The 13,702-nt window shown below is 58.7% G+C and carries 13 protein-coding genes; 3 read left to right on the forward strand and 10 right to left on the reverse strand.

Annotated elements, in window-relative coordinates; translation table 11 throughout:
* Positions 1–10: 10 nt before the first annotated feature.
* From WA367_RS10590 to WA367_RS10630, 9 genes are all read right to left on the reverse strand, one after another.
* Positions 11–1,441 (reverse strand): aspartate aminotransferase family protein, encoded by a 1,431-nt coding sequence (locus tag WA367_RS10590; protein ID WP_336057113.1) that lies wholly within the window; start codon positions 1,439–1,441, stop codon positions 11–13.
* A 52-nt stretch (positions 1,442–1,493) separates the two neighbouring features.
* Positions 1,494–2,501 (reverse strand): NAD-dependent epimerase/dehydratase family protein, encoded by a 1,008-nt coding sequence (locus WA367_RS10595; protein WP_336056707.1) that lies wholly within the window; start codon positions 2,499–2,501, stop codon positions 1,494–1,496.
* Positions 2,498–2,926, reverse strand: coding sequence for an EamA family transporter (locus WA367_RS10600; protein ID WP_336056708.1), 429 nt, complete (start codon positions 2,924–2,926; stop codon positions 2,498–2,500). Before WA367_RS10600 ends, WA367_RS10595 begins: the two co-directional genes overlap by 4 nt.
* Positions 2,927–3,041: 115 nt before the next feature.
* Positions 3,042–4,388: an FAD-binding protein gene (locus WA367_RS10605; RefSeq protein ID WP_442935557.1), complete on the reverse strand. Its 1,347-nt coding sequence runs from the start codon at positions 4,386–4,388 to the stop codon at positions 3,042–3,044.
* Positions 4,389–4,390: 2 nt separating this feature from the next.
* Positions 4,391–5,824, reverse strand: coding sequence for a UbiA family prenyltransferase (locus WA367_RS10610; RefSeq protein ID WP_336056709.1), 1,434 nt, complete (start codon positions 5,822–5,824; stop codon positions 4,391–4,393).
* A gap of 210 nt (positions 5,825–6,034) precedes the next feature.
* The gene (locus WA367_RS10615) at positions 6,035–6,298 is read right to left on the reverse strand and encodes a hypothetical protein (RefSeq protein ID WP_336056710.1); all 264 of its coding nucleotides are present in this window, start codon (positions 6,296–6,298) and stop codon (positions 6,035–6,037) included.
* Between the two features lie 119 nt (positions 6,299–6,417).
* Positions 6,418–8,820, reverse strand: a complete 2,403-nt coding sequence (locus WA367_RS10620) for a mechanosensitive ion channel family protein (RefSeq protein ID WP_336056711.1) — start codon at positions 8,818–8,820, stop codon at positions 6,418–6,420.
* Between the two features lie 181 nt (positions 8,821–9,001).
* Positions 9,002–9,604: an EF-hand domain-containing protein gene (locus tag WA367_RS10625; RefSeq protein ID WP_336056712.1), complete on the reverse strand. Its 603-nt coding sequence runs from the start codon at positions 9,602–9,604 to the stop codon at positions 9,002–9,004.
* 123 nt (positions 9,605–9,727) lie between these two features.
* The gene (locus WA367_RS10630) at positions 9,728–10,438 is read right to left on the reverse strand and encodes a nitroreductase (RefSeq protein ID WP_336056713.1); all 711 of its coding nucleotides are present in this window, start codon (positions 10,436–10,438) and stop codon (positions 9,728–9,730) included.
* Between the two features lie 138 nt (positions 10,439–10,576).
* Here WA367_RS10630 and WA367_RS10635 point away from each other — a divergent pair, with 138 nt between their 5' ends.
* Both WA367_RS10635 and WA367_RS10640 read left to right on the forward strand, forming a co-directional pair.
* Positions 10,577–11,170, forward strand: coding sequence for a helix-turn-helix domain-containing protein (locus WA367_RS10635; protein WP_336056714.1), 594 nt, complete (start codon positions 10,577–10,579; stop codon positions 11,168–11,170).
* A gap of 101 nt (positions 11,171–11,271) precedes the next feature.
* Entirely contained in the window at positions 11,272–12,465 is a 1,194-nt protein-coding gene (locus WA367_RS10640; protein WP_336056715.1) for a pyridoxal phosphate-dependent aminotransferase, read from the forward strand.
* Here WA367_RS10640 and WA367_RS10645 read toward each other — a convergent pair whose 3' ends face one another.
* Positions 12,466–12,792 carry a hypothetical protein gene (locus WA367_RS10645; protein ID WP_336056716.1) on the reverse strand — a complete coding sequence of 109 codons (327 nt, stop codon included), beginning with the start codon at positions 12,790–12,792 and terminating at the stop codon, positions 12,466–12,468.
* Between the two features lie 99 nt (positions 12,793–12,891).
* Between WA367_RS10645 and otsB the strand changes: the two genes are divergently transcribed.
* Entirely contained in the window at positions 12,892–13,701 is an 810-nt protein-coding gene (gene otsB / locus WA367_RS10650) for a trehalose-phosphatase (protein WP_336056717.1), read from the forward strand.
* Position 13,702 lies beyond the last annotated feature (1 nt).

A 13,702-nucleotide genomic window follows, 5' to 3' on the forward strand; every position in this document is an offset into this window, starting at 1 on the left:
CGTTCTCGCCTCAGCCCATCTGGCTCTTCACGAAGTCCTTGACGATGGCGACCACGCCACAGCCCAGGAGCTTGTCGAGTGCATCGACAAACGCATCCACATGCTCACGCTGCACGATCAGCGGCGGCTCGAGGCGGATGACATTGCGGTTGTATTCTGTGAAGGCCACCAGCACGTCATGATCGCGAAGAAGCAGCGCACCGACAAAGCCCGAGAGCGAACCCTTCAGCTTGTCGTCAAGCATGCCGACGACCGGGCGCAGCACTGCGGGCAGCGTCTGCGAAAAGTCCTGGAACTCAAGGCCTACCATGCAGCCCTTACCGCGCACATCCTTGATGATACGCGGATATTTCTCCTTCAGGCCGTTCAGCCGCTCGATGAGATATCCGCCGACCGCTTCGGCATTCTCAATCAGCTTCTCGTCGTAAAGAACATTGAGGCCCTCGATCGAGGTCGCGCAGGCTTCACCGATGCCACCAAAGGTCGCCATGGCGTGGATCATGGCCGTTTTCGGCGTACCATAGGCCTTCATGTAAACATCGCGCTTGGCGATCATCGCACCGACTGCCGCCTTGCCTGCACCCAGCGATTTGGCGAGTGCCGTTATGTCCGGCACCACGTCATAATGCTCGAAGGCATAGAAGCGTCCGGTACGGCCAAAGCCGCACTGCACTTCATCCGCAACCCAGATCACACCGTATTGGTCGCACAGAGCCCGCAGCTTCTGCCAGTATTCCTTGTCGGCCGAAATGATGCCGCCGCCACCCTGGACCGTTTCCAGGACAATGGCACCGATTTCGGGATCGGCACGGAAGGCATTCTCGACGCTTTCGATATCACCGAACGGAACGCGCACCGTATTGTCGGTGAGCTTGAACTCGCCGCGATAGAGCTGTCCGTCTGTCAGCGAGAGCACACCCTTCGTCTTGCCGTGGAAGGAATTCTCCGCATAGACGATCTTCGGACGCTTCGGCCCGGCAGCCCTTTCGGCAAGCTTGATCGCAGCTTCCATGGCTTCCGAACCGGAGGAGCCGAGAAAGACCATGTCGAGATCGCCCGGCGAGCAGGCCGCGAGATTATAGGCAAGCGCGGTCGAATATTGCGACATGAACGCAATCGCAATCTCGTGGCGCTTCTCGTCCTGGAATTTCTGCCGCGCCTCGATGATGCGCGGATGGTTGTGACCAAAGGCCAGCGACCCGAAACCGCCGAAGAAATCGAGTATCTTCCGGCCGTTCTGGTCGATGTAATACATGCCCTCGGCACGCTCGACCTTGATCTTGTGGAAGCCCAGCAGCTTCATGAAGTGATACTGACCGGGATTGAGATGCGCCTTGAACAGGTCCGTCATCCGCTCGACATTGAGCGCCTTGGCGTCTTCCACGGAAAGAAGCGGCGGCTTGGCGATTGCCGCAGGCGCAAGTTCCGGTGCCTGCACCATTGGCTTGGCATCGACTTCGCTGGCTTTGGTCATGACTGTCATCTGCCTTCTCCTACTCGGCCGGCACGTGTTCGGCGCTGACCGGCTGGCCAGCTTTCTTCGCGCGATACTCGTCATAGGCGGCAATCAGCATGTCGCCGTCATTGTATTGAGGCACCCAGCCCAGATCCCGCTCACCCTTGGAGACGTCGAGAACACACATCTCGTCGGCAATCAGATACTGTTCGGGGTCCATCAGCGGCATGTTCATCCAGTCGAGCAGGTCGAGCGTGCGCTTGACCGCCCAACCCGGCGTGGGCACCGTGAAGGATTTCGAACCCGCATGCTTGATCAGATCACCGAGCAACTTGCGCACCGGCGGCGGATTGATGGAACCGAGATTATAGGCTTCGTTCGGAACCCCCGCTTTGTGGGCAAGGCGTGCGGCTTCCGCGCAGTCGAAGACCGAGATGAACTGGTAGGGGTTCTTGCCCGAACCAATCATCGGGACCGGCAGGTTCATGTCCACCAGCTTGAAAAGCTTTTCCAGAATGCCGAGACGTCCAGGGCCAATGATGAGGCGCGGGCGGAACAGCGAGATGTTCATGCCACGCTTGCGCCACTCGGCTGCAAGGATCTCAGTGTCGAGCTTTGACTGCCCGTATTCGCCAAGCGGTGCGACTGGATGATCTTCGGTCATCGGATAGGTTACCGTGTGGCCATAGATCATGTCGGTTGTGAAGTGGACGAGGTTCTTCGCCCCTGCCCGGTCCATCGCCTCGATGATGTTGACCGTGCCGTGATAATTCACCGGATAGAAGAAGTCGTGGCGCTTTGCACGAACCTGGATCGGCGAGAGCATCTTGGCCGACAGGTTGTAGACCATGTCGTCCGCCTTCATGCCAAGTGCTTCGACTGCCGACGGATCGGTGACGTCACAATGCACGAACTGCACCTGGCGATAGTGAGGCAGATCGCTTTTCACGATATCGGCGACAATGACCTCATGGCCATCGGCAACCAGCTTGGGCGCGAGATGACGCCCGACAAAACCGTCTCCGCCAAAAATGATATGTCTCATTGGATCACCGACCTTTCCGACTTGTAGGCTGCTTCAGCCGTTTTTTCAGGCGCTTCACGACCGCTCTGCGCGATGAGCACGGTGCCCACGCAGATGAGAGCGATGCCAGCGATGCGATATGCGTTGAGATCCTCGCGGAAGACGAAATAGGCGAAGACCGCCACTGCGACATATGCGAGGCTCAGGAATGGATAGGCGAAGGAAAGCTCCACCTTCGAAAGCACGTAGAGATGCGAGGCCATCGAGATCACGAAGACCGACAGGCCTGCGAAAATCCACGGGCTGAAGACGATCTGAAGGATCTTCAGGATCGGATTGACGCCAGCAAAGCTGATCGGGCCCATGGTCATCATGCCGTGTTTCAGCATGAGCTGTGCTGCCGCATTGGTCAGCACTGTAAAGAGTATGAAAGGTAGGAATTTCATCTGATGTCGCCCCGTAAGTCCTGCGCGAACTCATAATGGATGGATGCAAATATCGCGTGCAGCACTTTGTTAGATTTGAACCGGCCGCGTTTACCGCCCGGTAAGGATGGCAGTTTCATTCCGCTGCCTCCCGCTTATGTTCCTGACCATCGAGAACCATCGCGGTGCGCCGCCAGAAGTCGGACATGAAGGCCGGATCGCGCTGCGCCTCAAGGCGCCGCCATTGCGGGAAACCCGCTGCAAAGACATCGGCGCTCATGCGAGCGTCCTTGTAGGGATTGACCGCACCTCCGGCCTCGATGGTGATGGCATCCAGCTTCTCAAGAAGCTTCAGCGTCGCGTTACCCTGGGCGGGAAAATCAAGCGTTAGCGTGTAGCCGGCACTGGGAAACGACATCAGCCCCGGGGATCGTACGGGTCCAAACCGCTTGAGGACGGTTAGGAACGAAGCCTGTCCAGCATCCTGGGCAGCTTTCAACAGCGCAGGCACCACATCCCGCCCCAACGCTTCAGGAACCACGCTTTGATGCTGGTAGAGGCCGCCGGGACCGTAGAGGCGGTTCCAGTTGCGCACGCCGTCCAAGGGAAAGAAATAACTCGCATAAGAGCTTCGCCGCAGGCCCGGCCTGCGCAGCTTGCTCCATCTGTAAGCCCTGTTGAAAAGCCCGATGGAATATTGATTCAAGACATTGAAAGGCGGCTGCAAGGGCACGGAAAGATTCGGCTTTTTCGCCGCCTTGAATGCACCTCCCTCCGCAACATGGTTGGCAGTAAGCAACACGCCTCGCCCGGTCTCCAGCCCGCCAGCGAGCTGATCGATCCAGGCGACCGCGTATTCGTTTTGCGCATCGGCATCAGCAGCAAGCTCGAAATATTCGTCGAGATTGTCGAACGCGACAGCGCTTTCTTCCACATCCGCATGCCCCACAGGCATCAGGCGGATCGTAGCCTCCAGAATGAGGCCGGTGAGCCCCATCCCGCCAATGCTTGCCTCGAACAGTTCCGTATTCTCTGTGCGACTGCATGCGCGAACGACCCCGTCGGAGCGCAGAAGGCTGAAGCGTTCGACATGACAGCCGAATGTGCCACGGCGGTGATGGTTCTTGCCATGCACATCATTGGCGATGGCCCCACCAAGAGTGATGTTCTGGGTGCCGGGGACAACGGCCGGAAACCAGCCAAGGGGTGCCGCACGGACGATTATATCCGACAGCATCACACCTGCCGATGCGGTCAGCAGACCCGTGTCCGTGTCGAGGCTGATTTCGCCGGCCGATGCCATGGGCACCACTGCGTTCTCGCAGTTCTGGCAGCTGTCACCATAGGAGCGCCCATTGCCATAGGCGAGCAAACTGCCGGTACCGACCTGCCCGCGCTCGATAAGCCCGCGCACCTCTTCAAGCCGCATTGCCCGTTTTGTTGCGGTGACAGTTCGCCCGAAACTGGTGAAGGGTCCGCGCATTGTCACAAGCCCGCCACCAGAAGAAGCACAGCACCCAGCGCAGCAACCGCCTGACTGCGCCAGTCACGGATGATGAAGACGATGGGATCGTCATGCATCTCGTCGCGACGCGCCAGGATCCAGATGCGAATGGTGATGTAGAGCACGATCGGGCCCAGCGGCCATATCAGCCACGGATACCGGTACATTTCGTCAGTCACATCGCTCTGGATGTAAAGCGCCAAGACAAGCGCAGACGAGAAGGCCGAGGCCATGCCGGCTTGAGCGACAATATCCTGGTCCTCGCAGCGATAGCCACGCCCGGCGACACGCTCCCCTACCGGCACTTCCGACGTGCGCAGCTCCACGAAGCGCTTTACCAAAGCTAGCGATAGGAAGAAGAACATGGAGAAGGTCAGAAGCCAGAATGAAACGGCGATCCCGGTTGCCGCACAACCGGCCAGAATGCGCAGCGTGTATAGGCCGGCCAAGGTGAGGACATCACCCAGGAGCATGCGCTTGACCGTGATGGAGTAGGCCGTGGTCGCCACCAGATAAAGCACCATAACGCCTACGAATAGCGGCGGCAGGAAAGCGGAAATCGTTGCGCCGACCGCCAGAAGCCCCCCCATGCTGGCCAGTCCGAAGGGAATGGACAAGGCCCCGCTCGCAAACGGCCTGTTGCGCTTCGTGGAATGGGCACGGTCCAGCGCGAGATCAAACAGGTCGTTGAGGATATAGATTGCCGAAGCGACCGCGCTGAACGCGATGAATGCCAGAAGCCCTTCCACAAGAACCGGCAGATTGGTGTATTGATGCGCCAGAACGATGGGCACGAAGATCAAGGCGTTTTTCAGCCACTGGTGAACGCGCAGCATCTTAGCGATAACCTTGAGGCCGAGCTTCGGGGCCGCGATCAGCTCGCCCCCGTGCGCAGCATGCCACCTGGATGCCGCCTTGTCGGGAGCAACAACGATCGAACTGCGCGCAGCATCGAAGACGCGGATATCCGCCCGGCTGTTGCCCGCATAGTCAAAGCCACCGTCGCCATAGAGATCGACAAGCGCCTGGCGCTTTGTCTGGGAAGCCATGTTGCAGTCCGGGTCGGTGCACAGCACACGATCAAAGACACCCAGATGCGCAGCAATTGCCTCGGCAAGCTTGCGAGGCGAGGCAGTCGCCAGAACGATCTCACGCCCCTCGCCTTTCTGAAGCTGCAATCGCGCCAGCAGGTCTTCGCGATATGGCAGACTTGCCGGCTCGAACGTCACGCGCTCGGCGATCCTGCACTTGAAATGGGCCCTGCCCTTCAGAAGCCAGAAAGGGAGGAAAAGAATGCACAGGGGCTGCTGACGGATCAGGAGAAACAGCGTCTCCCAGAGAAGATCCGTGGCAATGAGCGTGCCATCAAGATCGACCGCAAGCGGTACGGAATTGCGCTCAGACCGCACGTCCATATGAAAGCCCCCTGATACTCCACGGACAAGATCCGTGCCTTTACGCAGGGGATACGCTCAACTTCTTGGCGAAGAGTGAATACGCATAGCGAAGCTGGAAGCCAGGAGCGCCAAACAGAATTTATCGTTAACACGCGCATTACGCGAAAACTAAAATGCCGGACATTTCTGCCCGGCACGATCAGCACATGAGGTGTTGGAGCGATTTTATCAGCGGATACGCCCGCGCCCTTGTTCAATCTCGATGGTTTCTGAGCCAGTCAGAACCTCACGGTCACCATTCGGCATCGTTACAAAGCAACCCGACTGGCAAAACTGGATGGTTTCGTCCTTGGCAACCGTAATCCGCGTCTGGTCACCTCCTTCGGTGACGGTCAGCGTATGCGTCTCCTCATCACGGTTTACGACGCTGGCGGCATAGGCTGCAGGAACGGCCAGGCTCACACCAACAAGAGCTAGAACAATCTTCTTCATCAAGCACTTCGGTGTTGCCACCGCCTCTATCGAAGGGACGATCAACCAAAACCGCCCCGATTTGTGCCCCGTTATAGCCACAGCAATGTGAACGGCAACTGAATGCCGCCTCAATACTGTCAGCCTTCACCCTTCTCGTCGGGCACTTGCTGCTCCGGCGATTTGGCTTGCAGGTCACTTGCGGCAGCAAATCCGGAACGCAAATGAAGATCGCGCTGCGGGAACGGTATCTCGATGCCTTCTTTGTCGAATGCCTCGACAATGGCAAAACGTATATCGTTCTGCACCTCAAGCTGTCGCAGGATATCGGCGAGATAAACGCGGACTTCGAAATCGAGCGAAGAGTCGCCGAAATTGGCGAAATGCACGAAAGGTTCCGGGTTCTTCAGGACCAGCGGATGCGACCTCGCGATATCCATGAGAATGCCATGGACCCGGCGCACATCCGAGCCATAGGCAACGCCGACCGGGATCTCCAGACGACCCAGGCTGTTCTTGTGGGTCCAGTTTCCGACTGCCGCATTGATGAGTTCCGAATTAGGCAGGATCACCGTCTGACGTTGAAAGGTCTCGATTTCTGTTGCGCGCACGGAAATCTTCTTCACCGTGCCCGAAACCGCGCCGGCCACGATCCAGTCACCAGCCTTGAAGGGCCGTTCCACAAGAAGGATGAGGCCCGACACGAAGTTCGAAACGATATTCTGTAGTCCGAAGCCGATACCCAGTGAGAGAGCACCGGCCACAAGTGCGAGATTTGAGAGATCGATGCCGGCCGCAGAGATACCAATCAGCGCGGCAATAGCGACACCGACATACCCTATGGCGGTCCGGATGGAATTGCGCACGCCGGTATCCATCCGGCTTCGCGCCATCACCGATCCATCAAGCCACGCCTGAAACCACCGGGTGATGAAATAGCCAAGCACCAGCACCACAATGCCGGTGAGGATACCGATGATGGAAAAGGATATGGATCCGATGCGAATCTCGTTCGCGATGCCATAGGTCCATGTCGTCAGATCCGCCAGATGGAAGCCCCATTGCAGCAGGATCATCGGAGCGCCGATCAAGACGACCAGAATGTTGATACCGAGCGCGGCAACCAGCCCAAGCTGATCCATCACGCCCTCATCCAGTCCCAACCGCTCAGCCATCAAACGCCCGGTCCGCGACCGTGCGAAAGCCCCTTCGCCCCCGATGGCACCGGATGTCAGGAAGCCGATATACATGGTCGCAAGGATGGCACCCGTGACGACCACCTGCTGCGACAGGAACCGCGCGAAACCGATATAACCGAAGAGCGCGGCCAATATGGTCGCAATACCCACCAGGAAGATGAGCAGCCGGAATGAAACCGGCCACGGGCGCGGTTTTTCTCCCTCTTCCTTCGGCGGGAACGGCCGCACCATTCCGATGAGAATCAGCAGAACGCCCACGGCAACGGTTGCCCCAAGGCTCGTGGCCACCGTCAATGAGAGCTGGGAGCCGATGACCGAATAGACGCGGCCCATGAAATAGTCGAAAGCGGTTACGCCTGCCATCGCCGCAACAAGCCAGCAGAGGCGCGAAGATGCTCCACATTCAATGGGCAGAAGCCGCCAGCTCGGCATACGCGGTGCAAGTGCCGCACTCGTCAGGCGATAGACGAAGAAAACCGTGGCGATGACAATGAACAGTGCCCTGAGAAGCTGCGCGATTTCATCCGGCAGCACACCGAAGGCGTGGAAAAGAAAATAGGTCAGTGACAGAAATAGCGCGAGCGCCGCGGAAGGCAGCAGCGTTGAGGATAATGCCACCGTTAGCCTGGCCAGATAGGACGGCTCCTCCACGTCAATATCTGGCGTAATGAAATCACCGAAATAGCGCCGCCCACCAATGAGCAAGGCAAGCGCGCAGAGTAGAGATGCACCTGCGGCAAGCAATGCGGCCCGGAGCTTTACCTGGGTCACGTAATTGAGCCAGGAGGAAACCGTACCGTATAGGCGCTTGATGTCGCTGCTGAACTCCTCCGCCACTTCCGGACCGAAGGCTGCAGAAATATCGAAGCGGCGCGAGAGCGCATTCGTGAAAAGCTCGCGCCTCTTCTGGGCCACGTCGTCGACCAGCCGCCCGATGCGCACCGACAGCGTTTCAGCCTCGCCGATCATGGCATTGATGGTCGCCTTCTCGTCAAGAAGGCGCTGGCGCTCCTGAACCACCACTTCCGGCTCGGGCGGCTCACCCTCACCACGCGCCGGACCAAGTTGATCGAGACGGTCGTTGATTTCGCTCAGACGCGGCCGGAACTTGACCCCGCTCTCCAAAAGGTCACGCGAAAGTTTCTCCAACTCCAGACGCGCATCAACCAGGGCCGCATCATCGACAGCTTCGCTCGCAACCACATCAGCGAGCGCGTCGATGGCCTCGTCCACTTTTTCAATAGCCTGTTGCTGCTGCCCGATAATATCGCCCTGCGCAAAGGCGTGGAGCGGCGCCAACAATATGAAAGCGGCGATAAAAAACTGCTGGAGAAGCGCCAGCACGCCTACAATTTTGCGATCCGCCTCTGTTTGCACGATGAACCTGATTCCCTGCTTGGCCAGATAGTGTCCAACTAACACTCTATTGCGGCAATTCCCAACACGGCATCACCGCACGGCAGGCGACGAAAAAGGCCCGGCTGCGAAAGCCGGGCCTGCTGCGTCAAGCGGGATTTGAAGTTTATTACTCGGCTGGCGCGTCCTGAGGCGCGGTGGGAGCCGAAGCGCGGTCATCATGCATCTTGCGCATGTGCTGGCGCATACCGTGGCGCTCATGCATGCCACCACGTTCCATATGGCGACCATGGCGCATGCCCTTCTTCATGCCATGCTTGCCCGACACCTTGCGCAACTCATCCTGATCAAGCACGCCATCATCATTGCGGTCGGCAAGGGCGAAGCGCTTGGCCTGGTGGCCCTCGATTTCCTCAATGGTCACCGTCCCGTCGCCATTGATGTCGAGACGCTTGGCCATACGCTCCGCGCGACGTTCAGCGGCGCGCTTCTGAACGAAATCCGTCAGTTCCTCCTTGGAAAGCTCACCATCGCCATTGGCATCGGCGGCCTTGAGGCGGTCGATATGCGGTGCGCTGAGTTCAGCAGCAGAAATCTTGCCGTCTTTGTCAGCATCCAGCTGCTCAAACATGCGGCCCTGGCGCGACTTCGCTCCACTGTCGCGGCTGACCGAAGCTTCAGGTGCCGAAGAGCCTGCGTCCTGGGCATGGACAACGGCCGTGCCGGCAAGCAGCGAAAGAGCGAGGGCGGAAAGAACAATTTTGCGAAACATATGCTAACTCCTTGCATGGGCCGTCAGGGGGAACGGCCTTTTGAACATGCTCAGAGTGGCAATACGCATCTTACCGCGGTGTTGCCGTCACATTAAGCTTTGGTAACGCGAGGGCACTACGCGCTACTTTACAAACGTGACGAACTCCTCCAGCGGCGCCCGTTCGCTGCGCAGGCTGTTCTCGGGCTTGGAGCTGTCCTCATAACCAAGCGCCATGCCGCACACGACGATCTCTTCTTCCGGTATCCCGAGGATCGGGCGGATCAGCTTGTGATAGGGTGCGAATGCGGCCTGCGGGCAGGTATGCAATCCGCGCGCACGCGCGGCCAGCATGATGGACTGCAGGAACATGCCATGGTCAACCCACGACCCCTTGTTCAGCCGGCGGTCGATCGTGAAGATCAGCCCGACCGGCGCATCGAAGAAGGTGAAGTTGCGGTCATGCTGCGCACGCATCCGCTCCACCTCGCGCCGACCAATTCCCAGAAGGCTGTAGAGCGCAAAGCCGACAGCGCGACGACGCGACAGATAAGGCTCGAAAAACTTGTCGGGATAATAGCGGTATTCGTCCCACTCGATCTTTTCGGGCCTGACCCCGGAGGAGAGAATGGCATCTGCAACCTTCTGCTTCACCTCGCCAGTTGCGACGAAGACCTTCCATGGCTGCATATTGGTGCCTGACGGCGCACGCGAGGCAACCTGAAGAATATCCCGGATCGTCTGCTCATCGACAGGATCGGGCAGGAAAGCACGCACCGAGCGACGCGTCAGCAGCGCTTCGTCCACTGTCTGGGCGATGTCGGAATATTTCCCCTTCTTGTCCGGTGCCAACATTTTCCCTTCCCGCTCGGATGGTCGATCTCGGATAAAAAATAGCGGCCGGACGCTTCTCGCACCCGCCCGTGAAAATCAGCTTGATTTTTTCATAGCGACCGGCCTGAATAATTTCCAGAGGGAATTTGCCGCACCATCATGCTGACCGACCATACCGACACGAAGGAATTGAAGAAGCGGGCCATGCATCTGCTTGCCGAGGATATCCGGCGGCTGCGCAAGGCCAACGGTCTCACTTTGGCCGGGCTTTCGGAGCGACTTGGACGCTCCGTGGGATGGCTGAGCCAGGTTGAACGCGGAATATCGCTTCCGACTCTCGCCGATTTGCGCGCGCTCGCCGGACAGTTCAAGGTACCGGTCAGCTTCTTCTTTCAGCCCCAGTGCGAAAACGGTGAGGACCTGCCGGGCGTCGTCCGCCTGGGACATGGCCGGCGACTTGATACCTCCGCGCCCGGCGTGACGCGCGAACTGGTTTCCCCTCATCTTGGCGGAAGCTTCACCATGACACGCACCACATTCGAACCGGGGGCAAGCTGGACGCGTACTGGCGGTCGCCGGGGCGAAGACGCAGGCCAGATCCTTTCGGGAAGTGTTGAGCTCAATCATTCGGGCCAGCAGAACCTGCTGGAAACAGGCGACAGCTTCACCGTGAGCGAAGGGGAAGCGCATTGGCGCAATCCCGGTGCAGTGCCGGCAACCATCCTCTGGATTTCCGCCCCGGCTGGCTGTTGAGCATCCACCTCTAGCACAGCAAAGTGCGGCCGATCGCTTGACAGAATGCGCGCGCTGCTAGACCCCTCTCGTCAGAGACGAATTAGCGAAGGCGCACCACAATGCCTCAACCCTCAAAACGCGTTACCGGCATCACTGTCGAAGGCAAGGACGGCTGGGAAGTTCACTTCGCTGCGATGCAGCGCAAGCTGGCTGGCGAAGACATTCTGATGCTCTCCATCGGGGATCATGATTTCGACACCCCGGAAGGAACGGTAGAGGCGGCAGTGGATGCGGTACGCGCCGGCCACCATCACTATATCCAGCTTCCTGGCCTCCCCCGCCTGCGCTCCGCCCTGGCAGGACTGTCGAGCGAATCCACCGGCGTCGAAACAGTCGAGCAGGAGATTATTGTCACCCAGGGCGGACAAGGCGCACTGTTTGCAGCATGTCAGGCAACGCTGGATGCTGGCGATCATGCCATCATCATTTCCCCCTACTATGCCACCTACCCCGGCACCATCCGCTCCGCCGGAGCAAGCTTCACCGAAATTGCAGCCGAAGCAGAGCGCGACTTTGAGCCGGACCCGGAAAAGATAGCCGCGGCGATCCGCCCCGAAACCCGGATGATCCTCCTCAACAGTCCAAACAACCCCACAGGCGCAGTCTATTCCCGCCCTACGCTGGAGGCGATTGCCAGGCTTTGCATTGAACATGACCTGTGGCTCGTCTCGGACGAGGTCTACTGGACCATCAACACGCCGGGCAGCCATTTCTCTCCACGCAGCCTGCCGGGGATGAAGGAGCGCACGCTCGTCATCAACTCCCTGTCGAAGAGCCACGGCATGACGGGCTGGCGTGTCGGCTGGTTGTGCGGACCATCGGAAATGATCCGCCTTCTGATCAGCCTGAATTTGGTCTCCAGCTATGGACTGGCCGATTTCGTCTCGCGCGCAGCAGCGATTGCAGTCGAGGAGAGACACGGTATTGACGAAATCGCCGAGCGCTATGCCAAGCGTCGCCGTATTTTCCTGGACGAGATTGCGGGCCTGAACGGCATCGTTCAACGCGGCGTGGATGGCGGCATGTATGTCATGCTTGATATCTCTGCTGTGGAACCGGACTGCGAAGCTTTCGCATGGGACCTGCTGAATAGCGAAAAGGTTGCCATTATGCCCGGCACCAGTTTCGGGGCCTCGGCTGAAGGCCATGTGCGCATATCCATGTGCCAGGAGGATGATGTGCTGCGCGAGGCTGCTCGCAGGCTGCGCCGGTTCATCCTTCAGCGCAGCACGGATACCGTTGCCGCCGAATAATCAGCGGCGGTGCAACCACCAGCGCCTGTCTTTGCGCCTGGTGTCGAGCACACATCGGTAGCCAACGAAACATGCAGCCGCGTCGCGCGACGGCACGGTTGCCCGTTCGGCCATCTGGTGTGGACTGCAGAACCTTTCGTGCGCGACATAGCGGTCATAGGTATGCTGACCGGTGCTAAGCACAATTGCGCCGTGGCGCATGACAGCCGCACGAGCCTCATTGCAGGTCATCGAGCGGCTATCGGCGCGGTGGGACTGCGCAAGGGCTGTTGAAGTGGCACTCATGGCAATCGCAGTTGCCACCGCGGGAATGATCATTTTCAGCATCACGCAGGCCTTGATTTCATTTTATCCCGGTAATCCACCGGGGCTTCCTTCACTTTTGGGAGACCATGTCCTAGCTTGTGAGAGCCCTCCCAAGGCTTCATGATTCCGCTCATTTCTCGCAACAATATGGCTGGCAGACCAGAACCACTCACAAAACTCGATAAAAACGCCCTGCATCCCCATGAAGTCGCTATCTTTCTGGATTTCGACGGGACACTGGCTGATATCGCAGATGACCCCGCAGCGGTCGCTGTTCCAAGGCAGACGATCGATGCTCTCGCACGCCTTGAGAAAGTGACTGGCGGCGCTGTAGCCATTGTCACGGGACGTCCGATCTCTGAGATCGACCACTTCCTTTCTCCTTTGAACCTGCCGATTGCCGGCGTGCACGGGCTTGAACGGCGCGGAGCGGATGGATCAATGTCTTCCGTCCCCACCGACGAGAGGGCACTGGAAGGTGTTGCAGAAAGTCTGGAGCGCTACCGCGACCGGAATGAAGGCATCTTCATAGAGCGCAAGCAGGGCTCCATCGCACTGCACTACAGAAAGCGCCCGGAGCTTGAGGCCGCATCGAAGACGGCGGTGCATGAAGCCGTCAACGGCAACGCGGGCCTGCACATTCTCAACGGCAAGAAGGTGATCGAGATCAAGGCGGGCAAGGCGACAAAGGCCGATGCGTTGAAAGCCTTTCTGAAGGAACCCCCTTTCAACGGACGCATTCCGCTATTCGCCGGAGATGACGTTACCGACGAAGACGCGTTTCTTGCCATTGCCGATGACAGGGGCGTCTCCATCAAGATCGGCGAAGGCGAGACTGCTGCGGCCTACCGGGCTGACAGCACCGAAAGTTTCAGAAGCTGGCTGGATTCCCTGGCTGGCATGTTCGAACAGCAACAACTGACCTCATAGG

Origin of the sequence: Nitratireductor sp. CH_MIT9313-5 (assembly GCF_037029545.1) — a bacterium.
Classification (GTDB): domain Bacteria; phylum Pseudomonadota; class Alphaproteobacteria; order Rhizobiales; family Rhizobiaceae; genus Chelativorans.